This window comes from Clostridiaceae bacterium, assembly GCA_012840395.1.
Lineage (GTDB): Bacteria > Bacillota > Clostridia > Acetivibrionales > DULL01 > DULL01.
In genome coordinates this window covers 60,196-82,940 of sequence record DULL01000017.1, presented here as the reverse complement: position 1 = coordinate 82,940, position 22,745 = coordinate 60,196, and the positions used below count along the sequence as shown (strand labels likewise).

Genomic DNA, 22,745 nt, shown 5'->3' with positions numbered 1-22,745 from the left:
TAAGAGCTACAAGTTTCTATGGTGCCGAAGGCCGGACTCGAACCGGCATGGGGAGTACCCAACGGTTTTTGAGACCGCCGCGTCTGCCAATTCCGCCACTTCGGCAAGTTTATTTTAATTTTCCTCTCCCTGACCCACCTTTAGAATTAGGAGGGACATTTAGGAGGGATATTAAAACCAAAACAATTATTTTGTTTTCAAGAACCCCGTATTATCAGGGTTTGCACACACCGACGGGTGAAAGCACGAAGTAGATTTTGAGTCCAGTGCGTCTGCCAATTTCACCACTTCGGCTTGCTGCTTTATTATCTTAGCATATGATTCTTAATAAATCAATAGTATTTTTTCATATCAATGATAAGTTGAACCTCACCTTTACCACGATTTAATTTTCTGGCTATCTCTTCACAACTCATCCCCTTTTCCAATAACTCATATACTTCCTTGTGAAGCTGTTTTTCCTGGTTAAAGCTTAATCCTTCATCAGCTTCAATATCTATTCCAGTTTCAACTTCATTTTCAATTTCATTTTCAACTTCAGTTTCAATGGGAAGCACATATTCGTCTTTTTGTTTAATTAATTCATTCTTTTTACCATCAAGGAGCTCTGCTATATAATCAGATAGCCTGTTTAATTCATCCAGCATTTCATCAGCATCTTTAATGGTTTCTAAAAGTTGTGCATTTTTCTCCTCCAGAACCCGCAATAATTTCTTTAATATCCTTCTTTCAGCAAGTAAAAACACAGGCATTATAATTGCCAATGAAACTGCAGTATAAATAAAACTAATTAAAAACTGTTCCATATAACTCTCCATATTCATATTGAATTTTCAAGTATTTTTTTGCACTATTTGGAAATAATACCAGGCTATATTACCCAAGATAGGGGCCTATCTTTATATCAGCCCCATCAAGGTATATTGTGCAATGGTCAATATTTTCCTTTATAGTCATACTGCTTGAACCTATAATTATTTTAACTCCATAATATACCCGGCTGCTGCAGTGTACCTTTCCCATATTTTTCCCCTGTATTTGAGCTTCTAGGCATTGCAGTTCCTGTTTTAATTCTTGTAGTAAGTTTGAAAAGTAAGATTTTGTATACCTGCATTTTGATAACATTTCTTTTTTTTCATCAGGAAGGGTGCCTAATGCTTCAAACCTGGATAAGATATTAATTACTTGCTCTGATTTCATCATATTTTCTTCATATACAGGAATTTTCTCTTTTATCTCCCTTATTCTCTTCCTGACTTCAGGATTAATTCCCACTTCAATTTCTGTTAATGCAGCCATTTGTGACCCTATAGTCTTAGCATACACTTCTTTGGCTACACAGCATACTCCGCCTACAAGAAGTCCTTTTCTTCCGGTCAGAATAAGCTTATTTCCACATTTTACATTGCTATGCATAATAAAGTCCGACTTTATATCATTTTTTGCCTCAATGGTGCTATTTTCAATATACTTTGCAACTATGTCCCTGCCACTCCGCAGTACTCCTTTGCCCATTCCTCGCATACCATGTCTTAGAATAATATCTTCTCCGGCTTTTATATATGCTCCTTCAACAACACCCCAAACCTCAACAGTTCCTCCTGCCTCTATAGTAAACCCCGATAGAACGTTGCCTTTAACAACAACATCTCCGATAAAGGAGATATTACCGGTAGAATTATCAATATCACCTGACACTTCATAATAAGGGAAAACACTAATTTTATTATCTACATATCTTACATGCCCATCAATACTTGCTACTAAGGATAAATTATCTTCAGATGCCTCAACATTTTTACCTTTGGGTAATCTTGGGAACTTTCCTTCACGGGCGGGTATTTCCTCACCTGTTACACTTTTTCCCATAACACCTTTGGTCGGAGGAATCACAACGCAAAGCTGCTGGCCTTTTCTTACACTTTCAATTATATTTAATTCATGGAAATCCACTTTTCCGTCTTCAGTAATTGTTGGCTTATATTGATTAGAAGTATCAAATAACAGCTTTATTTTCCCGTCATCACCGTTAACAGGAGGGGTGCCGGAAGCTATGCATATTGGCTGGCCGAAGACAGGGTCAGCAATAAGCTGCCTGATTCTGTCATGATCAATACCATATATAATTCCAGATTTTTTTAGAGCACTATTTATATCTTCGTATGTCGGTAGTGCTGCATCTTCATTTTTAGGCAGAGTTATATAAGCATATAACTTATTATTTGATAAAGTTATAGAAAAATTTCTGCTTGATTTAGCATTTGTTCTGTTATCACTATCATTATTATTATTCTGACCCAGCATATCTACCTCACATAATTCAGCTAAGGTGTGCTCTATATTTTTCTAATTTTCCTTTCATTCTTAAAATAGCTTTAGTATGTAATTGCGAAATTCTTGATTCTGATACATTCATAATCTTACTTATTTCTTTTAGGGTCAATTCTTCAAAATAGTATAATGTTATAACAGTCCTTTCTTTTTCAGGAAGATTATTAATTGTTTGCCCTAAAACTTCCTTCAATTCATTCAGTATTGCGTATTTCTCAGGTACATCATCTGATTTGGTATCTGTATCTTTCACTCCTAATTCATAATTTTGTTCAATATATTCTTCGAGAGACATAATGGTTGTAATACTGGCGCTGTTCAAAAGTTTATAAAATTCATTGAGTGATATCCCCAGTTTGTTGGCCACATCGCTATCTGTGGCTGCCCGTCCTAATTCGTTCTCCAATTCCTGATATGTTTTTTCAAGTTCCTTGCTTTTTTGTCTCAAAGACCTTGGTACCCAGTCCAGTTCCCTTATACTGTCAATTATAGCACCTCTTATCCGCAGAGATGCATAGGTTTCAAATTTAACCCCTTTGTTAATATCATATTTATCTATAGCATCAATAAGGCCAAATATACCATAACTAATTAAATCCTCATATTCAACATTAGAACCAAAATATATACTTAATCTTCCTGCAATATATTTTACTAAATATGAATACTCGATTATCAGCTTTTCTCTTATGGAAGCATCTCCTGTGCGGCTATACTGCTTCCATAATTCGTTAAGCGCACCATTATCAGACATTGTATCCCTCACAAAAAATATTTTGTCAAATGTATTTTATACCATGTCCTATTGATTTGACAAGAAGTCTCCCGTCTTCTGAGTATAATTCTATGGTTCTACCATAGTTTCCTCCTGTATCTTCTGCAACTACTGGTATACCAAGTTCACTAAGTTTTTCTCTTGCCGCGGCGATATTCCTCATACCTATTCTCATTGTATCAGAAAAATCATTAAAAGCGAACATTTGTGCTCCCCCAGCAAGTTTTGCAACTATATTCTCTATACTTGCTCCCAGCAGTTCCATGTCCTTTATAAGTTTCTCAATTGCAGTATCAGCAAATTTTGCAATATTTGAGTTGTTTTTTACCTGCTGACTTGAGGGCAGCATCACATGAGCCAGTCCAATAACCTTATTATCCCTGTCGTATAGTGCAATTCCTACACATGAGCCCAATCCTAAAGTTGTCAATATTCCAGGATGTTTAATTGCATTTAAGTCAGCCATTCCAACTTTAATGATTCTATTCATCAATATGTATTAACTCCCAGTGTACTCATTAATTTATCGAAAGATTCGGTTTCCAATATAAGGAAAAATTCACCGGTTACTTTGTTTGTTCCTTCAAAAAATTCGGTTTCAATGTAAAGAACCGAATCGCCTATTTTTCCGAATTCAATGGCAGGCACACTTATTATAGCTCCGGCCATATCTATAGCTATATAGGGTACCGAGGGTATTATTTTTAATCCAGTCAACATAGACAGTGCAGTTATATAGGAGCCTGTCATTATGTTTCCAATTTCTTTTAAAGCTGATATTTCAATTTCACTAAAGTTTTCATTCTCTTCTTTTTCTGTTGGGTTATTACCCATAAGCATATTTATAAGCAATTTAGCTGCCACAGCATCTAAAATAAACATTATATCCCCTTTGATATCACCTGATATTTTTAACAGTATTCCTACTACCAGGCTTTCAGCTCCATTCATTATTTCGCTTAATTCTTTAAACTGAAGAATGATGATTTTAGGGACATTCATGTTAACCTTTTTATTAAGCATTTCCGAAAGTGCAGTAACAGCATGTCCAGATCCAATATTGCCTATCTCCCGCAGAACATCTATATACTTATCCGATAAACCATTTGCTTTAAATACCATTAATAAGCACTCCTGGAAAATAAATATTTATTCCTTAAGCAATTTTTCAATATCAAGTATGATTATCAGCCGGTTATCATATTTTGCTACTGAAGCGAAGTAATCTCTGGTAACACTGTCTGTATATGGAGCCGAATCCTCCATAGAGTCACCTGAGATATTTATAACATCCAGAACTGTATCAACCAAAAACCCAACAAATAAATCCGCTGAATTTGCAATTATTACTTTTTTCTTGTTATTATTATCTACAGAAGCAAAACCCAGTTTTTTAGCAAGATCAATGATTGGGACAATGTCTCCTCTAAGATTAATTATTCCTAATACATGTTCAGGTGCTGTAGGTACTCTTGTTATCGGAGAATCATTATCAACGATGGAATTAATATTCGCTATAGGCAATCCGTATTCCTCAATACCCAATCTAAAAGCAAGATACTGGCTATAATTATTTAAAGATGTTGTTTGAAACATTATATTTACGCCCCCTAAATCATAAATTATTTATCAATTGTATAAGATAATTTACATTAAGTATTAAAGCAACCGAACCATCTCCTAGGATTGTCGCACTATTTGAAATATTAATGGCGGATAAGTATTTACCTAAGGGCTTCTGCACTATTTCCTGCTGTCCTAATATACTGTCAACAACAAGTCCGATAAACTGTTCTCCGCTTTTGGCAAGTACTACGGTATAAACATCTTCATTCTCACTTTTTTCAGGAACTCCCAGTACCTTGTCCAATCGTAAAATCGGTATCAGGTTGTTTCTTACCATTATTGCTTCTTTCTTTTGAACCATTCTTATATCTGCGGAGTTAATTTCAATGATTTGCTGGATTGAATCCATCTTTAAGGCATACTTTTCATTTCCGCAAGTTATCATCAACGCCTTCATAATCGCCAGTGTTAATGGCAGGTGAATAGAGAATTTAGTACCTTCTCCGGGTTTGGTTGCAATATCTATAGTGCCACCCAGACTTTGTATTTTTGTTTTGACTACATCCAAACCTACACCTCTGCCTGATATGTCAGTTATTTCATTGGCAGTACTGAAACCAGGCATGAATAACAGTTCAATAATTCCCTGCTCAGACATGGAGTTAAGTTTTTCTCTGTTAATCAAGTTTTTTTCCAGTGCTTTTTCTTTGATTTTATTAAAGTCTAATCCCTTTCCGTCATCTTCAACTTCAATTATTACGTGATTTCCTTCCTGGAAGGCTCTGAGGTATATTTTGCCCTTTTCTGGTTTTCCAAGTTTTTTTCTTTCTTCATTAGACTCCAGTCCATGATCAGCTGAATTTCTCAATAAATGTATAAGTGGTTCGCCAATTTCATCTACTACTGTTCTGTCAAGCTCAGTGTTAGCACCTGTGATAATTAGTTCCATATCTTTATTAAGTTCATTGGACAGGTTTCTGATCATCCTGGGGAACCTGCTAAATACTGTCTCTAAAGGAACCATCCTTACTTTCATTACAGCATCATGAAGATCCACTGTAATACGTTCCAGTTGCTCCAAGGTTTCATTAAATACAGAGGATTCATCATTTATTTCTAATCCTGCCAGTCTTGTTTTTTGTATTATTAATTCGCTTACAAGATTTAAAAGCACATCCAGTCTTTCTATATCTACTCTGACAGTTTTTCCAGCTTTCTTTGCTTTCTCTGAAGAATGATTGTTTATTAAATACTCCTGTTCAGGCTTGTCGATAGTTATATTATTTTTCTGTTTGTCTGCTTTTTGTTCAATAATATTTTTTTCATCTTCAGCTAAAGAATTTTTATTTAGTACTACTTCCTTGATGATGATTCTTTCAATTTCAGATATATTGCTCAAATCTTTATAAATTTTTTCTTCCCCAGCTTTAGATAATAATACCACTGTAAAATCGTTTTCAAATTTTTCATCTTCGATGTCTTGTACAATTGGTACAGATTTTATTATTTCCCCCAAATTTTCTAAAGCTCTGAACACCATAAAAGCTCTCACCGATTTCATAATACAATCTTTACTTAGCTCAATTCTGATCATGAAAGCTTTCATGCTCATTTCTTTAGCAGTTAATATGATTCTTTCTTCATAACTGTTAAATTGGATTTCCTGACGTTCCGTATCCTCAAAGAAGTCGAATGTTTTATCGCTTTCTTTGCCGGTTTGTGAAATGGCTTCAATAGATTCATCCAGATAATCCAGGGCTTTAAAAAGTATATCCAATAACTTCTTATTCACTTTTTTCTTATTGCTTCTTACTTCCTGCAGTTCATCTTCCAATCTATGTGTCAGCTGGGCAGTCTTTTCAAAGCCTAATGTACCGGCCATGCCTTTTAACGTATGAATCAGCCTGAAAACTTCGTTTATTACTGATATATCATCAGGATTGGATTCCAGCTCTAAAAGTGCCTGGTTTAGATTATTAAAAAGTTCTTTGGATTCTTCAATAAAAACATCAAGGTACTTTGTCATATCAATCATGTTTATCACCATTTATATATAAATTTTAATATCTCACTAGATATATCGGCAAGTGGGGCCACAGAATCAACTACTCCTGTTTCAATTGCTGCTTTTGGCATACCAAATACAACACAGGATTTTTCATCTTGTGCTATAATGTACCCTCCATTTTTTTCTTTTATTTTTACAATTCCTTCTGATCCGTCTTTACCCATGCCTGTCATTATAACAGCTATTATTCCTTTGTGTCCTGTATTGGACAAAGATTCAAGCATATAGTCCACGGAAGGTCTATATCTGTATTTTCCTGTTTCCGAATTCAGTTTTATCCTGTAGACTCCCCCAGGTGATTTCTCAACAGCCATATTTTTATCTCCAGGTGAAATATATACTGTACCTTCTTTGATAATTTCATTATCTTCACCTTCCTTTACCGATAATTTGCTGATTTTATCTAATCTATCTGCAAGTGTTTTTGTAAACCCCTTTGGCATGTGCTGCGAAATAAGAATTGCTGCTGGTATATCTTCCGGTATGGCCGGTATTACTTTTTGAAGAGCACCAGGTCCTCCGGTAGATACACCTATGGCTAAAAAGTATCTGATATTGTTTAAAGCTTCTTTTTCTATTTATATCAACCCTTTTCTTCTTAATTTTATTTGTTCTTTAAAAATAAATGAAACAATTCTATCCACATCCTGCTTGGATAATTTAATAAACTTTGTTCCAATCATATAACCAAAGTGAAAATCAGCAATCTCTGACTCTACCCTTACTACCTGACAGATTGGTTTTAATTCTCTTTTATTAATAACAAACTTGCATTCAATAATATCGTCAATATTTAACTCTTCTTTCATCTTGAGGCATAAGCCACTTCCGCTTATATTTATTGCCACGCATTTTTTAAATGGTGTTTCTTCATCATTATTGTCCTTGGAAAAAACTCTGTATTCAACTGGTATAAAGCATTGTAGCCTAAAATATGCTCTTCTCTGGATCCTTTCTATGCTACTGGTGACGACCGCCTCTAAAAAAGGAATATTATTTACAGTGAATCTATTTATAACTTTTGCCTGAAACCTATATAAATTTTCATCATTAAAAAACATAACATTAATGGTCCAGCCAATATGTATAGGAAATAATTTGCCTTTTGTAATAGGGGCATAAATAATTATTCTGTCATTGCCTACAAGGGATTCAAATTGACTGATAAGATTATCCTGGATTTTTTCATCTAATTGATTAAATACTTCTAAGCTTAATTTTGTTCCGGTTTTGATATCTTTTATTTTCATGTATCTAACCCCTCATAAATCCTATAAGCTTATTAAAAAATACTTTTATTCCAAAACCACCTTCAGAAAATCCTTGTTCATCGTTTTCAACGATCTTTTTTGAAATATCTTTAATGCTTTTTGTTGCATCGCTATTTGGATATTTCATGTAAAAAGGATTTTGCTGCTTGACCGATTTTACAACAGCCTGGTCTTGCAAAATAAACCCCAGCGGATTTAATTTTACTCCCAGGAACCTATTAACAACAAGCGAAATCTTATTAATTATATCCTTTGCTTCTCTTTCATCTTCAGCCTTGTTTACAATTAAATTTATTTTCTTGTTTCTGTCTTTGGTAATGACAGTTTTTATTAAAGCATAGGCATCTGTTAATGATGTTGGTTCAGGGGTTGTAACAAGGATTACTTCGTCTGCTGCCATTATAAAACTTGTTACACTATCTGACAACCCAGCCCCGGTATCAATAAGAATAATGTCTGCTATTTTATCAAGCATTCCAATATTTAAAATAAATCTGTCCAGAACTTCTTTGTTGAGTTTTACAAGTACATCTGCCCCGGATCCTCCAGAAATAAATCTTATATTATTAGGTCCGGTGGTTATTACATCGAAGATACTTTTATTATTGTATATTATATCTCCCAGAGTATATTGCGGGGCTATACCAAGTAATACCTCAATATTAGACAATCCTAAATCTGCATCAAGTATAATAACCTTTTTACCCAGTTCTCCAAGTGCTATTGCAAGATTTACTGTAATGTTGGTCTTTCCGACACCACCCTTTCCACTGGTAATTGTAATAATCTTTGTGGCAGACTTCTTCAGGTAATTAGGATTTTCCTTTGAAACTATGCCTTGTTTAATTTTAATATTGTTTATTATTTGTCTTAATCTTTCAGCCTGATCCATTGTCTAGCTAATACTCCCTATAAGATTTTTTATTATCATTTCAATATCGGCCACCTCAATATCATCTGGTACATTCTGGCCATTTGATATATAAGAAAGGCTTTTTCCGGTTGCTATCCTTGTATTTAAAATAATACCGTATGCTGAAGTTTCATCAGCTTTTGTGAAAATTAACTTGTAATCTTTTAAAAAGTCATAGTTTTTAATTATTTCCTTACAGGTGCGCATACTCGTGTTCATGCCCAGAACAAGATATACTTCATCCGGTTGTGATATTTCTAAAAGCTGTTTCAGTTCTTCCATTTGTGTTTTATTTCTATGCCCTCTTCCTGCTGTATCAACAAGAACTATATCTTTATCTCCGTAATTTTTAATTGCTTCTGCTATCTCATCACAGGAATAAATAACTGAAACAGGGAGACTTAAAATTTGCGCATATGTCCTTAATTGTTCAACAGCAGCTATCCTGTAAGTATCAGCTGTAATTAAACCGACTTTTTTTCCTTCAATTAGCATAAGATTGGCAGCTATTTTTGCCAACGTCGTAGTTTTCCCAACACCAGTAGGTCCTACAAAAATTACTACTCTTGGTTTTCCGCCTGATTCGTAATTAATTAATGAAGGTTTGCCCAAAATACTTGAAATCACGCTTTTCATTGCTGAAACTATTTCATTTATACTGGCATTTTCTTTAATTAAATTGCGAGTATCTTCAATAATTTTACATGCATATTCTTCGCTAACTTCATTATTTATGAGATTGTTATAAAAAGTTTTAAGGGTTTTGGAGGAAATACTTGTTTCATCCTCACTTTTCACGTTGTTAGATAAAAAAGCACCAGATAATTCCAGCTTCTCCCCGATTTTATTGAGTAAAGCCTCCATGCTTCTTACTTTTTTATTTAATTCAACAATATCAGTACGTTCAGATGTTGAATCCTTAACATCCTCTTTATTGTTTTGTGAAGTTTTAATATTATTATCGTCAACCGCAGCCAATACTTCAACCATAGGTTTTTTGAAGTAATTTAAGAAACCCTTCTTCCGAACTTTCTTTGTATTTAAGATTAGCGAATCAGCACCTAAGTCTGCTTTCATCTTCATAATCGCTTCCTGGGTGTTGTTGCCTATATACCTCTTTATTATCATGGCTACCTCCAAACCAACAACCATTTTTTATGTAAATGTTTTTTTATTTGTATACTTCTAAGTATATTACTAAGAATAATTCAAGTTAACTGATTATTCTTATATACTAACCATACCAAGAGATTGTACTTCAGTTCCGGGATTAATCTCCTCATAGGATAAAACCACAAGCCCCGGCAAAACTTGTTCAGTAAGACGCTTAAAGTACAACCTTACCACCGGAGATGAGAGAACAACAGGCTGTAGGCCTTTTTCAGCCAATTTTTGTACTTGTTTTGTAAGACTATCTATAATCTTATTTATTTCACCCGGCTGAAGAGTCAGGTATGAGCCTGTTTCTGTTTTCTTTACCGATTCCATAATCAATTGTTCAAGGTTAGGATCAAGAGTAATAACTATGTATTTCCCATCATTCAAGTATTTATTGGAGATTGATGTACCTAATTCTTGCCTTACATATTCTGTAAGTATGTCTGTATCACGGGTAATTCCGGCATAGTCAGCCAATGCTTCCAGTATAGTAACCATATCTCTTATGGATACTCCTTCTTTGAGAAGGTTTGCAAGCACCTTTTGCACTTCTCCAACAGACATGAGTTTTGGAATTAATTCCTCCACCACAGCAGGATAATCCTGTTTTACGTTATCGATGAGAGTCTGCACCTCTTGTCTTCCGAGAAGTTTATGGGAATATCTCTTAATAATTTCTGTAAGGTGCGTAGCAATTACCGATGGAGGATCCACTACCGTGTAACCCAAAACTTCTGCTTTATCTCTGTTGGCTTCGCTGATCCATAAAGCAGGAAGGCCAAATGCAGGCTCAAAAGTTTTTATACCATCCAGGGCTTCATCTTCCACTCCTGCATTCATTGCAAGATAATGGTCTATCAATAATTCACCTCTTGCCACTTCAACACCTTTTATTTTAATAACATATTCATTTGGGCTTAATTGAATATTATCTCTAAGTCTTATTATAGGTACAATCATTCCCAACTCAAGAGCCAGTTGCCTTCTTATCATAACAACCCTGTCCAGCAAGTCTCCACCCTGATTCACATCAGCCAATGGGATTATAGCGTAACCGAATTCCAGCTCAATTGGATCTACTTTGAGTAGAGATACTACATTTTCTGGTTTTCTTATTTCTTCTATTTCTTTTTCTTCAACTTGTGTATCAGCTTCTTAAAGGCTTACTTTTTCCTTTTGTTTCAGAAGCCAGCCTAAATACAGCAATATTCCACCCAGCAGTATAAAAGGAACCGGAGATAGTATAAAGGCAAGTGAAAAACATAATATTGATGTTATAATAAGTACTTTTGAATTAGTAAATAATTGGCTCAAAAAGTCCTGGCTTATGTTGGTTTCCGATGCTGCCCTTGTTACAATAAAACTTGTTGCGGTAGAAAGCATAAGAGCAGGAATCTGGCTCACCAGTCCGTCACCAATAGTAAGTATGGTATATGTTTCCAAGGCATAATTTAAGTCTTCATGCCTCATGACTATACCAACAATTAATCCTCCTATAATATTCAGAAAGGTGGTTATAATTCCTGCTATGGCATCGTTTTTTACAAATTTTGTAGCTCCATCCATGGCTCCGTAAAAATCAGCTTCCTGCTGAATTTTTTTACGTCTTTCCTTAGCAATTGTTTCATTTATTAACCCTGCATTAAGGTCCGCATCTATTGCCATCTGCTTGCCAGGCATTGCGTCCAGAGTGAATCTTGCCGCAACTTCAGCAACTCTCTCTGATCCTTTTGTTATGACAAGAAAGTTAACAATCATGACCATAAAGAATATTATAAATCCTACAACTAAATCTCCTCCACCTACAAATCTTCCGAAACTTTCTATTACTCTTCCGGCTGATCCTTTGCCTAATATCAGTTTGGTTGATGCAATATTTAAGGAAAGCCTGTATAAAGTTATGATGACCAATAAAGAAGGAAATATGGAAAACTCCAGGGATTCCTTCATAAAAAATGTATTTATGAGGATAATAGCCGTTACTATTACATTAATAGCCAGAAGTATATCCAGCAATAATTCCGGTACAGGTATTATAAAAGTTAAAATAATTGCTATAAAAATAATTGGAACAGATGAATCTTTAAACCTCATTTATTAACATAATCACCCCTTGATCTTATCATTCTTCAATCTGTATACAAAAGCCAGAATTTCGGCTACAGCCTGATACAATTCAGGAGGTATGGCCTGATCTATTTCAACAGTTTCATATAGCGTTCTTGCAAGAGGCTTATTTTCAACAATATATACATCATTTTCCTCGGCAATTTCCTTTATCCTTAAAGCCAAATAGCCCTGGCCTTTTGCAGTTACTACGGGAGCATCCGCTATCTTTGGGTCATATTTTATGGCAACTGCTATATGAGTAGGGTTTACAACAACTACATCAGCCTTGGGAACTGAATGAAGCATCCTCCTGGAAGAAATCTGCCTTTGCTTCTGCCTGATTCTGGATCTGGTTGTGGGGTTGCCCTCAGTCTGCTTAAATTCTTCTTTTATTTCTTCTTTTGACATCATTATGCTTCTTTCATATTCCCACCATTGATATAAGTAATCAATTATTCCAAAGGCCAATAATACGATGCATACTCTGAAGGCGGCATTAATCAAAGTATTTATGATATAAGCAGAGATTGCTTTAATGTCATTATCCATAAGATTCAGAATGTTATTGGCTTCGGACATCAAAAATGAATAGGATACATAACCTATAATTATAATCTTGATAACGGACTTTAACAGTTCAACAAGACCACTCGATGAAAGCATTCTTTTAATTCCGTTTATTGGGTTTATTCTGCTAAACTTAAACATCATCGATTCAGAGGAAAACAGGAAGCCCACCTGTCCGTAGCCAATTGCAAGTCCTGCCACAAGCCCAGTCCCCAGAATAGGAAGCAATACTTTCGCAAGAAAAACTATTGTTTCCAGGTAGAGCTTACGGAGGAAGGCTTCGGAAAACAAATCATTCTGCATTGGATAAACTGAAACTAATTTCACCAGATAATTACTCACGTTTGCATATATGAATCCCCCTGTTAATTTTAAAACTGCAAAGATACCTAATAAGACTATAGCTCCGGCAATCTCCCTGCTTTGAAAAACCTGACCTTTTTTCCTTACATCTTTTCTCTTTTTAGGAGTAGCTTTTTCAGTTTTACTATCTTTATCTCCTGCAAAAAGCTGAAGATTCATAACTATTAAGTCTTTTTTCACGCTATCCATTTCCCATCTCCCTTATAAAACGAAGAACTATACTCCACATATCATTAAATAAGCCATCCAGCAACAGTATGAAAGCAGGTATTGTTATCATAACTAATGCCAGTCCTAAGAATATTTTTAAAGGCATACCCACTATGAAAACGTTCAGTTGGGGTACAGTTTTTGATAATATCCCTAAGAACAAGTCAACAATAAGAATGGATACTGTAACGGGAGCAGCAATTTTAAAACCGGTTACAAAGATACTGCCGAAAATTTCAACAAATATCTCTGTAAGACTGCTGTCTATAATTGCCCTTCCTATAGGGATACTCTTGTAACTTTCAAAAATTCCCTGAATTAATAAATGATGACCTCTTATAATAAGAAAAACCACAGTGCTCATTATAAAATAAAAATTCGCGGTTAAAGGGATCTGAATATTGCTGGCAGGATCATAAATATTAGCCATTGAAAAACCAATCTGCATGTCTATTATCTGTCCTGTTAGATATATTGAAGTAAAAAACAAAAAAGATACATACCCAATTATAATTCCAATTAAGAATTCTTTAATTAAAATCAAAAAGAATTCAAAGACACTGCTGTTTACGAATACTTCAGACCTGTCAACAATATTGGTGAATATCAGAGCAAGAAAAAAGGAAAAACCTACTTTAAGTCTCATTGGAATATTATTTCTTCCAAATACAGGAGCAGCAACAAATAATCCCGTTATTCTTACAAGTATTACGAGAAAAAATATGAAGTTTTCCAGTGCAACTTCAAGAAGGACCTCCAATATTTTTCTCACTCCTTTAAAAATTATTTAATTAATTGATTAATACTTCCATAGAGATGTTGGGTATATTCTATTAATTTTTTCAATATCCATGCCCCAAAAACGGCTACTGATAAAATAACAGCCAATATTTTCGGAACAAATGATAAAGTCTGTTCATGTATCTGGGTGGCGGCTTGAAAAACACTGACAGCCAGACCTACTATCAAGCTTAATCCCAGTATAGGAGCCGACACAATTAGTATGGTTAATATTGCATTTTGAGCCAAGTTAATAACTGTTCCCTGATCCATTCTTCCACCTACCTGACAAAACTGGTTATAATTGTTTCAGAAATCAGCCTCCATCCACCTACCATAATAAAAAGGAGTATTTTAAAGGGGAGTGATATCATGGCAGGAGGCAGCATCATCATTCCCATAGACATGAGGGTGCTTGATACAATCATGTCTATAATAAGAAAAGGAATATATATCAAAAATCCCATTTTAAAAGCAATTGTCAATTCGCTTATTAGAAAGGCGGGTATTACTACTGTCATAGGAAGTGATTCGGGATCTCTAATGGGTGTTTCTATTCCGGCCAGGTTAACAAATAATTCAAGATCACTTTCATTTTTGAATTGTTTTAGCATAAATCTCTTAATTATCCTGGTTGCCTCATCTAAAGCCTCCTGCTGTTGTATTTCTCCTTTATTAAAAGGTTCTAAGGCATTTTTATTAATTTCCTGTCCAATTGGCGCCATAATAAAGAGGGTAATAAACAATGCCAGACCAATCAGTACCTGGTTAGGAGGCATCTGCTGTGTACCGATGGCATTTCTTAAAAAAGACAATACAATTATTGTCCTTGTAAAAGATGTCAACATAATTACTATTGACGGTAAGAGAGAAAGAATAGTCAGAAGAATTAAAATCTGAATACTTACTGCAACCTCACTGCCACCCGGGGATGTTTCATTACCAAACTCAATTCTGAATGGCAGCACAGGTTCAGCTGACACTTCTGTGGCAGTATACATAAAAAATATCAATATCAAAAAAAATATTGCTAAAAACTTACTTTTTTTCTTCATTTGTTTTCCCTTCTACATTACTATCTTCCATGTCTTTGTTGTTCTTAGCCTTATTTCCAACAATGCTGCTAATTGATTTTTTAACCTTGTTAAGGTTGGATTTGAAGTTAATGCTACTTTTGATATCTGATTTACTACGCATAATATTTCTATTTATAATATCAGCAATAGCAGATATATTAACTATATTAGGAGAACTGGTAGTTTTCGCAGTATTATAACTCCAATGATCTTCTGTGCTCTCTTCATAGTTTTCTACTGGTACAACTGTAATAAATTCCAGGTTCTTACCGCTTGAAGATAGCAGAATAAACATATTGCTTACCTTAACAAGATAAAGCTTTTTATCAATACCTAAACTTATGGTTTCAATAATGCTCATATATCTGCCTTTCATGGTGTTATTGACCTTTGCTGCCAATAGCCTGGTAGTTATATAAGCTAAAAACAATATTGAACCAAATACAAGTAAAAACAAAAGGCTTTTAAAAATATAGGATATTATATTACCTGAATCCATTCTAACTGCTCCTTATCCAAGAGCTTTTTTTACAGCTTCAATAACTCTGTCCGGCTGAAAAGGCTTTACTATAAAATCTTGTGCCCCAGCTTGAATTGATTCAATAACCATGGCTTGTTGTCCCATTGCAGAGCACATTATTATTTTGGAGTTCTTGTTTTCTTTTTTTATTTCCTTAACTGCCTGTATACCATCCACTTCAGGCATGGTTATATCCATAATAACAAGATCCGGTGAAAGTTCCTTATATTTTTCTACGGCCCTTGCACCATTTTCTGCTTCACCTACTACTTCAAAACCGTTCTTTGTCAATATATCTTTAATCATCATTCTCATAAAAGCTGCATCATCTACTACTAAAATTCTCTTACTCATTGTAAATCAACCTCACTATGCGATTTTTATTTTAATTTAAATACTGTAAATACTAAATAATTATTACTGTAATTAATAACTATAAATTTATAATCTTTTTGAGGGATGGATTATATCAGTAATCCTTACCCCGAAGCTTTCATCAATTACTACTACTTCACCATGGGCAATTGCTTTACCGTTAACCAAAATATCTACAGGTTCTCCGGCAAGCTTGTCCAATTCAATAATTGACCCGGGACTAAACTCCAACACTTCCTTAATTAATTTGTGGGTCCGTCCCAGCTCAACTGTTACTTCCAGAGGAACATCCATTATAAGGCTGATGTTATTGCTCTCGTTCTCCGGTTCTTCTTCAGCAAACTCTTGAAAATGTACCGGCTGAACATTAACCTGCCTGTTTTCTTTAAGAGGTTTTTCTGTCTGGGCACTTGTCTTTTCAGGTTCAGTGTTTTTATTTTTGATTTCAAAATTTTCTGGTTTAGGTGTTTCAACGATTGTTGCTTTATCATTATTTTGGCTATTTACGCTATTTAAAAGTCCATCAACCAATTTTTTAGCAAATGAGATAGGTAACAGCTGTAAAAACTGACTGTTTAGAAGATTTCCTATAACCATTTTGAAAGCAATTTTAACTATTTTTTGAGAATAATCAATATCCCCGTAAGGCTGGTCTGTAGAAAATGTAAGAATAAAAGCCTTTGGAGGAGAAATTTCAATTCTTTTTCCAAACATAGAAGACATTGAGGTAGCGGAAGAACCTATCATCTGGTTCATTGCCTCACTGATAGCGCTAAGATGCAGATCTGTTAATTCTTCATTGTTATCTACACCCGCTCCTCCCATCATTAAATCAGTTATAATCCTTACATCAGGCTTATTGAGTATTAAAAGGTTACTTCCTACTAGTCCCTTAATATACTCAACTCTTACTGATACATAAGGCAGTGTATACTCTTTTGCCAATCTTTCCCAGGTTGTGACTGAAACTTTAGGTGTAGTAATTGTCACTTTTTGGCCCAATAATGTACTTAGAGTGGTTGCAGACGCACCCATGCATATATTGCCGATTTCACCTAGTGTATCAATTTCTTCTAATGAAAGTTCTTCATCTTGTACATTATCATGTTCCGGTTCAAGATTTCTGTTGTTCAACAATGCATCTATTTCAGCCTGGGATAATATATCACTCATTTAGTTCATCCTCTCTTCTTAGAACTTTAGTTATTCTTAAAGCAATTTTGTTTTTCCTCACTCCGGGTTTTGCATAAAATTTGGTTATCCCGTCTACAAAGATCTCTAAATCCCCATCCACATTTGTGTCCAGAGGAAGAACATCACCCTTCTGCAAGTCAAGGAAATCTCTAATTGTGATCTCTGATTTTCCAAGAATCGCTCTGACCAATACTTCTGTATTTTTGATCCTGTTTTCCAATGATGTTTTTGCCTGATCAGAAACTTTTGATTCTTTAACAGAAAACCAGAATTTTGTGCTTAATTTTGGTATTATTGGTTCAACTACAAGATAAGGTATACATACATTCATAATACCTTCGACTTCACCAATTTTAGCTTTAAGAGTAATTAAAGCCACCATCTCATGTTGAGACACAACTTGAGCAAATTGGGCATTGGTTTCTATTCTTTGAAGTATGGGATTTATTGGAATAACATTTTCCCAAGGTTCAGGCATTAAATTTAATAATTGTCTGATAACCTTTTCTATAATTGCCAGCTCAATTTCAGTGAAATCCCTGTTCTTTCTCATAGTTATGCCCTTGCCACCTAATATTCTTTCTATTAGAGCAAAAGCTACAGTAGGTTCCATTTCAAGAATAACAGAACCACTCAAGGGCAAAAACTCAATAATTGCCATTATTACTGGATTTGATATGGAATTGTTAAAATCCAGGTAAGCAATTGATTCCACATTTATAACATCAATTTGTACAACAGTGCGTAAATAACCTGTTAAATAGTTAGTAACATTTCTTGCATAATTGTCATATATAATATTTAAGGTTTTTAGATGTTCCTTAGCAAATTTGCTTGGCCTTCTGAAGTCATGAGTCCTGATCTTCTTCTCCTGTGTAGAGGCTTTTATTTGCTGAACATCCAATTCACCAGTGTTAAGAGCCTTTAGTAATTCATCTATTTCACTTTGAGATAAAATTTCCACTCTATGCTTGCCTCCCTATTGGTAGAACCAATCTTCAAAAATAACATCATAAATTATTCTATACTCTGAGATTTCATCACTGTTCAACAGCTTATTTATCTCATTTGTAAGCTCTTTCTTGGCTCTCAGTTTGGTATCGGGATCTTTGACTTCATTAATGGTCATCTTTTGAAAATAGGTTCCTACGAGCTCTTTAATAGCACTGTCATAACTATTTAATTTTTCTTCTACATTTTTTATACCTTTAACCTTCTTATAGAACTCAATTGCCACACTAACCTGGATCACTGAATTGTCCCCGTCGTTTATGCTCTTTAAATTATATATTACCTTATCATTAAATAGTTTCTTAATACCCAGCTCATCTTGAGAAGGTCTTTTAAGTCCATTCATACTTACTTCATTTGAGCCATTATTTGCATTTGTAACTTTATCAATCAGGTTATGAGGTAAGCCTGAATTAACAAATATATATGTGGAAAGGAAAACTATCACCAATGATAGTGCAGCAATTATACATATAAGAATAAATGAGGTTTTATTACCCTCCATATTTGCCCCCTTAAAAATTATCAAATATTTATTACAGAATACAAAAACAATGCCAAATGTAGTAAAATTTTATGATTTTTCCATATAACTTACATCTATACATAATTTTCTTTTATATTCTAACACCTTTTCAATTATTTCTTCAATACTTTCCGACACAATGTACTTTTTTCCGTTAATTAACGATATAACAGTATCCGGGGTAGATTCAATAGTTTCTATCAAATCGCAGTTAAGAACGAAGCTATTGCCTCTAATATTTGTTAACATAATCATTGTTTCTACCTCCAATACTACTTAATCGTTATCTCTTCAGATTGGCTAATTCCATTAGCATCTCATCTGATACTGTAATAACCCTGCTATTGGCCTGGAAGGCTCTTTGAGTGACAATCATTTCTGTAAACTCAGTAGCAAGATCAACATTTGATAATTCCAATGTGCCGGGGTTTAAAATTCCTGCACCATCCATGCCTGCCTTTGAAGCTTTGACAAAGTTACCGGAGTTGGCAGTAGCCATAAACATGTTATTGCCAACTTTTTCAAGTCCTGCCGGATTTTCAAAAACTGCCAGAGCAATAAGGCCTAAGGGCTGTTGTTTTCCATTGGAGTATACTCCCATTATTACTCCATCTGAGCCAATACTGCAGGTTACAAATGAACCAGCAGGATATCCGTCAACATTTGTCGCTTTGACAGAATTTTCGGTTGCAAACATTGAGATTTTTGAGAAATCCAAATTAATTGTAAACGGGCCTGCTCCTGTTGTTGCTGCATTAGGAATTATATTTATAGTTGGTGTTACATTAAAGTTGGTTTGGTCATCAGTCATTATGTAACCATTTGAGTCAAACCTAATTCTTCCGGTACTTCCGGTTGTAAATCCATCTCCATTTGGTATTGACCAAGTCCATTCTGTATTGATTGGGTCAGTAGAATTAATGGCTGTTTTTCTGAATTCAATTTCTAGTTTATATGCGTTTCCAAGAGAATCATAAACCGTAACAGGTACAATTATCTGAGGCGGATCAGTAATCTGGCATACAGGATTTGCAGCGTCAAGGTTTCCGGCCAATACAGCTTCTGTGGTTGCCTTTGGAGCTATTGTTTTTTTATTGCCGTTGTAAATATCTGAAAAAATATTAATTGGTTCTATTGGTTTGTCTGTATCAAAAATATACATACCTTCACTATTTACTTTTCCACCGTAATCCAGCCATCCATAAACATTTAAGCCGTTAGAGGTAATTAGGTTTCCCAGGTAGTCAAATCTTAGATTACCAGCTCTTGTAAATTTAAAAGCTTCATTTTCAGAGCCTCTTGCAATGAAAAATCCATTTCCTTCTATTGAAAGGTCAAAAGGATTATCAGTTCTTTGTATGCCTCCTGCATTAGTATTCATGTCTATTGCTCCTACTGAAGTTCCAAGACCAATTTGTAACGGATTTGTACCCCCTCTTCCGCTAATTGGGTCTGGACCTGTAGCATTCTTTATTGTTTGATTCAATACTTCCTGAAAGGACACTCTGCTTCCCCAAAAGCCAACTGTATTGACATTGGCTATATTATTGCCTATAACATCCATTTTTGTTTGCTGTGCTCTTAGTCCGGAAACACTTGAAAACATTGATCTCAACATATAAACTCCTCCTCTTGTCATTTAACATTCGTAAAAGTTCTTAATATATATACGTTATACTATCTACTGGTACATCTTCGTCATTTATAATCACATATGCATTTCCCTGGGCAATTTTTACTCCTTGGACAAAACCTGTTATTTCTCTTACTTCACTTGTTTGCTTGTCAATAATAGTGGCTAAAACATTCAGTCCTATTAAGCTGAAAGCTTTCAAATGAGTAAAGTTACTGTTTAAATTCTGCATTTGCTCAAGTGCACTGAACTGAGCCATTTGTGCTATAAAAGCCTTATCATCCATAGGGTTAAGAGGATCCTGATATTTTAGCTGGGTAACCAGGAGATTCAGAAAATCATTTTTCCCTAAGTCTCCCGGATTTTTTGATTCTGCTTTTGATGCAGATTTCTCTGTGGCCTGTGTTTGAATATTTGAATTGGTTACTGTACTGATAGGCATTTGTTTACCTCCTATGCTGTTAAATCAATTTTTCTTCCGTTAATTTTATATATGTCAATTATCCTATCTACTTGCTGATAATCAGTAACTGTAAATTCTCCAATATCTGTATAAACTGAGGCAATATTTACTTTGCCTTTTTCTCTGGAAGTTTTGTCATCTCTACCGAAGCTGCCCGCAGAATGATCACCAACTGAAACACTGAAATTTTGAACTACTAAGCCTTGTTTTTCAAGTACATCCTTTAACAAATTCATATTGGTTTCTAATATTTCTTTAACTTGAGTGTTTTCAGCTACAAAATTTGCTTCCACCATACCTTTTTCAGAAACAACCTTTAGTGAAAGCTTACCTAGGCTTTCAGGCTTTAATTCAATTACCATTTCAGATTTTTCACCGTCAATAAAAACTTTTGCCTTGTCTATAACCTGCTTCAGTATATTCTGTCCATCAGATTTTGATAAACGAATTTCCCTGTTTTCCAATTCATCATTATTGTGTACAGAGAATTCCTGATAATACTCAGGTTGCTCCGGTTTATTCTCAAGAGATTGAAGAATTGAAAAATCATTATCTATACTGCCATCCTGGTGTTCTGTATCTTCGTTGCTTTCTCTCTTTAATTCGGATTTAATTTCCTTAGCATCAGAGTGCAAATCTTCTGTTTTATTGACCTGTTCATTATTTAATGCAGTATCTAAATCTTCATTTATATCTGTTTTATTATTTGAAGCATCACTAACAATAGTGATTTCGCCTTGTCCTAAGTCTGTATTTTTATATGCAATTGTGTTTGCGGCCAGGTTAATATCAAAATCTGCCTCAATTGAATCTTCATGGCCACTTTCACTGTTATTTGTTTTATTTGACTCTTCCTCTGTAGCTGTTAATAATTCAGAATTTATCTGCAACTGAAATAAGCTTTCTTCACCAGAGGTTTTATTTTCATCCCCGTTTATATTCATTAAATCTATAAAATCAGGTATACTGCTGCTTTGAATTGGCTCACCAGTTAATAATATATTTTCTTGATCAGGATTTAATAAAGCCTCATTGGCGGATATGAGCCGTTCCAATAGATGTACCGGATATTCCTGTAAGTGGCTGACAGGCATCAAACTTTTTGTCTCACAATCTATATTATTTGTTCTTTCTTCACACTCAGGATTTTGGTCTGAGGGAGATGACTGAATGTTCTGGTATAGTGACAGAAAGTTTGAGCATTCAGAAGTGTCCATTTCTTTATTATGGTTTTTTCTTGAATTTTTATTTGTATTTTCTGTTTTTGGCGCTTTTAATGAGTTAACTTGTTTATGATTAAGTATAGCGCCGATAATGTTTGTCAATTTTCACTCCACCTCCTTTGGCCATACTCTTTTTCTTCACACCGACTGCTTACAACATTGCTGATTTCAGGCTTTTTCTGTAGGATACTAATTCGTCCGTAATTCTCTGTTCTTTCTTGCTTATTTCATACAAATAAGCAGCATATTTTCTTTCTTTAAGTTTTTCAAACATTTCTTTTTCCTGGGTCGCCTTTATCAACTCTTCCCTAACTGTATCGACATTTTTCTTAGCTAACTTTATAACCTCTTTTTGTTTTGTTATTTTCTCGTTTAATTGTGTTAAATAAAGGTTATATGATTTCAAAACAAAGCTCGGCACTCCATCTTTACACTTAGCGGATAGTTCAGTTATGCAGGATGATCTGTCGCATAAGTACTGATCAAGAAGCATTTCCTGCTTATTTAGTTCTTTGAGGGCTTTACTTAATTTATTTTTTGCCAAATCTTCCATCAGGATTTTTATATTATAAAGCGACTGTAAATTAAATTGAAATTTTGACATTTAACTACC

The 22,745-nt window shown here is 34.6% G+C and carries 25 protein-coding genes, 1 tRNA gene and 1 pseudogene; all 27 read right to left on the bottom strand.

Translation table 11 applies throughout. The annotated features are described in order from the left end of the window. Positions 1 to 19 precede the first annotated feature (19 nt). Positions 20 to 105: transfer RNA gene (locus GXX20_02195), tRNA-Leu, on the bottom strand. A gap of 227 nt (positions 106 to 332) precedes the next feature. Beyond that, a complete protein-coding gene (locus GXX20_02190) occupies positions 333 to 806 on the bottom strand; it encodes a hypothetical protein (protein HHW30474.1) in 474 nt (157 codons plus the stop codon). Positions 807 to 876: 70 nt separating this feature from the next. Next, positions 877 to 2,304: a DUF342 domain-containing protein gene (locus GXX20_02185; protein HHW30473.1), complete on the bottom strand. Its 1,428-nt coding sequence runs from the start codon at positions 2,302 to 2,304 to the stop codon at positions 877 to 879. A 16-nt stretch (positions 2,305 to 2,320) separates the two neighbouring features. Continuing rightward, positions 2,321 to 3,085 carry a FliA/WhiG family RNA polymerase sigma factor gene (locus GXX20_02180; GenBank protein HHW30472.1) on the bottom strand — a complete coding sequence of 255 codons (765 nt, stop codon included), beginning with the start codon at positions 3,083 to 3,085 and terminating at the stop codon, positions 2,321 to 2,323. Between the two features lie 25 nt (positions 3,086 to 3,110). Further along, on the bottom strand, positions 3,111 to 3,599 hold the full coding sequence (locus tag GXX20_02175) for a chemotaxis protein CheD (protein ID HHW30471.1): 489 nt from the start codon (positions 3,597 to 3,599) through the stop codon (positions 3,111 to 3,113). Beyond that, positions 3,596 to 4,228 carry a chemotaxis protein CheC gene (locus GXX20_02170; GenBank protein ID HHW30470.1) on the bottom strand — a complete coding sequence of 211 codons (633 nt, stop codon included), beginning with the start codon at positions 4,226 to 4,228 and terminating at the stop codon, positions 3,596 to 3,598. Before GXX20_02170 ends, GXX20_02175 begins: the two co-directional genes overlap by 4 nt. 27 nt (positions 4,229 to 4,255) lie before the next feature. Beyond that, on the bottom strand, positions 4,256 to 4,702 hold the full coding sequence (locus tag GXX20_02165; GenBank protein ID HHW30469.1) for a purine-binding chemotaxis protein CheW: 447 nt from the start codon (positions 4,700 to 4,702) through the stop codon (positions 4,256 to 4,258). Positions 4,703 to 4,721: 19 nt separating this feature from the next. Then, positions 4,722 to 6,704, bottom strand: coding sequence for a chemotaxis protein CheA (locus tag GXX20_02160; GenBank protein ID HHW30468.1), 1,983 nt, complete (start codon positions 6,702 to 6,704; stop codon positions 4,722 to 4,724). A gap of 8 nt (positions 6,705 to 6,712) precedes the next feature. Next, positions 6,713 to 7,318 carry a chemotaxis protein CheB gene (locus tag GXX20_02155; protein HHW30467.1) on the bottom strand — a complete coding sequence of 202 codons (606 nt, stop codon included), beginning with the start codon at positions 7,316 to 7,318 and terminating at the stop codon, positions 6,713 to 6,715. Further along, positions 7,319 to 7,990, bottom strand: coding sequence for a hypothetical protein (locus GXX20_02150; protein ID HHW30466.1), 672 nt, complete (start codon positions 7,988 to 7,990; stop codon positions 7,319 to 7,321). Between the two features lie 4 nt (positions 7,991 to 7,994). Next, a complete protein-coding gene (locus tag GXX20_02145) occupies positions 7,995 to 8,903 on the bottom strand; it encodes a MinD/ParA family protein (GenBank protein HHW30465.1) in 909 nt (302 codons plus the stop codon). A 3-nt stretch (positions 8,904 to 8,906) separates the two neighbouring features. Beyond that, on the bottom strand, positions 8,907 to 10,052 hold the full coding sequence (gene flhF / locus GXX20_02140) for a flagellar biosynthesis protein FlhF (GenBank protein HHW30464.1): 1,146 nt from the start codon (positions 10,050 to 10,052) through the stop codon (positions 8,907 to 8,909). Positions 10,053 to 10,151: 99 nt separating this feature from the next. After that, a pseudogene (flhA, locus tag GXX20_02135) lies at positions 10,152 to 12,176 on the bottom strand (flagellar biosynthesis protein FlhA). Between the two features lie 12 nt (positions 12,177 to 12,188). Beyond that, complete coding sequence (flhB, locus tag GXX20_02130) at positions 12,189 to 13,310, bottom strand: flagellar biosynthesis protein FlhB (protein ID HHW30463.1); 1,122 nt, start codon at positions 13,308 to 13,310, stop codon at positions 12,189 to 12,191. Continuing rightward, positions 13,303 to 14,091: a flagellar type III secretion system protein FliR gene (fliR, locus tag GXX20_02125; GenBank protein HHW30462.1), complete on the bottom strand. Its 789-nt coding sequence runs from the start codon at positions 14,089 to 14,091 to the stop codon at positions 13,303 to 13,305. Before fliR ends, flhB begins: the two co-directional genes overlap by 8 nt. Positions 14,092 to 14,114: 23 nt before the next feature. After that, positions 14,115 to 14,384, bottom strand: coding sequence for a flagellar biosynthesis protein FliQ (gene fliQ, locus GXX20_02120; protein ID HHW30461.1), 270 nt, complete (start codon positions 14,382 to 14,384; stop codon positions 14,115 to 14,117). A gap of 8 nt (positions 14,385 to 14,392) precedes the next feature. Then, positions 14,393 to 15,166 (bottom strand): flagellar type III secretion system pore protein FliP, encoded by a 774-nt coding sequence (fliP, locus tag GXX20_02115; protein HHW30460.1) that lies wholly within the window; start codon positions 15,164 to 15,166, stop codon positions 14,393 to 14,395. After that, positions 15,150 to 15,686, bottom strand: coding sequence for a FliO/MopB family protein (locus GXX20_02110; GenBank protein ID HHW30459.1), 537 nt, complete (start codon positions 15,684 to 15,686; stop codon positions 15,150 to 15,152). The genes fliP and GXX20_02110 overlap by 17 nt, the downstream gene beginning before the upstream one ends. A gap of 12 nt (positions 15,687 to 15,698) precedes the next feature. Next, a complete protein-coding gene (locus GXX20_02105) occupies positions 15,699 to 16,061 on the bottom strand; it encodes a response regulator (GenBank protein HHW30458.1) in 363 nt (120 codons plus the stop codon). Between the two features lie 87 nt (positions 16,062 to 16,148). Further along, the gene (fliY, locus tag GXX20_02100) at positions 16,149 to 17,255 is read right to left on the bottom strand and encodes a flagellar motor switch phosphatase FliY (GenBank protein HHW30457.1); all 1,107 of its coding nucleotides are present in this window, start codon (positions 17,253 to 17,255) and stop codon (positions 16,149 to 16,151) included. Further along, a complete protein-coding gene (gene fliM, locus GXX20_02095) occupies positions 17,248 to 18,240 on the bottom strand; it encodes a flagellar motor switch protein FliM (protein HHW30456.1) in 993 nt (330 codons plus the stop codon). Before fliM ends, fliY begins: the two co-directional genes overlap by 8 nt. Before the next feature lie 15 nt (positions 18,241 to 18,255). Then, positions 18,256 to 18,792, bottom strand: a complete 537-nt coding sequence (locus GXX20_02090) for a flagellar basal body-associated FliL family protein (protein ID HHW30455.1) — start codon at positions 18,790 to 18,792, stop codon at positions 18,256 to 18,258. Positions 18,793 to 18,861: 69 nt separating this feature from the next. Further along, positions 18,862 to 19,068 (bottom strand): flagellar FlbD family protein, encoded by a 207-nt coding sequence (locus GXX20_02085; protein ID HHW30454.1) that lies wholly within the window; start codon positions 19,066 to 19,068, stop codon positions 18,862 to 18,864. Positions 19,069 to 19,096: 28 nt separating this feature from the next. Next, positions 19,097 to 20,431, bottom strand: a complete 1,335-nt coding sequence (locus GXX20_02080) for a flagellar hook protein FlgE (protein HHW30453.1) — start codon at positions 20,429 to 20,431, stop codon at positions 19,097 to 19,099. Between the two features lie 40 nt (positions 20,432 to 20,471). After that, entirely contained in the window at positions 20,472 to 20,888 is a 417-nt protein-coding gene (locus GXX20_02075; protein ID HHW30452.1) for a flagellar hook capping protein, read from the bottom strand. 11 nt (positions 20,889 to 20,899) lie between these two features. Next, the gene (locus tag GXX20_02070; GenBank protein HHW30451.1) at positions 20,900 to 22,126 is read right to left on the bottom strand and encodes a flagellar hook-length control protein FliK; all 1,227 of its coding nucleotides are present in this window, start codon (positions 22,124 to 22,126) and stop codon (positions 20,900 to 20,902) included. Positions 22,127 to 22,283: 157 nt separating this feature from the next. Further along, the gene (gene fliJ / locus GXX20_02065; GenBank protein ID HHW30450.1) at positions 22,284 to 22,736 is read right to left on the bottom strand and encodes a flagellar export protein FliJ; all 453 of its coding nucleotides are present in this window, start codon (positions 22,734 to 22,736) and stop codon (positions 22,284 to 22,286) included. Positions 22,737 to 22,745: the final 9 nt, after the last annotated feature.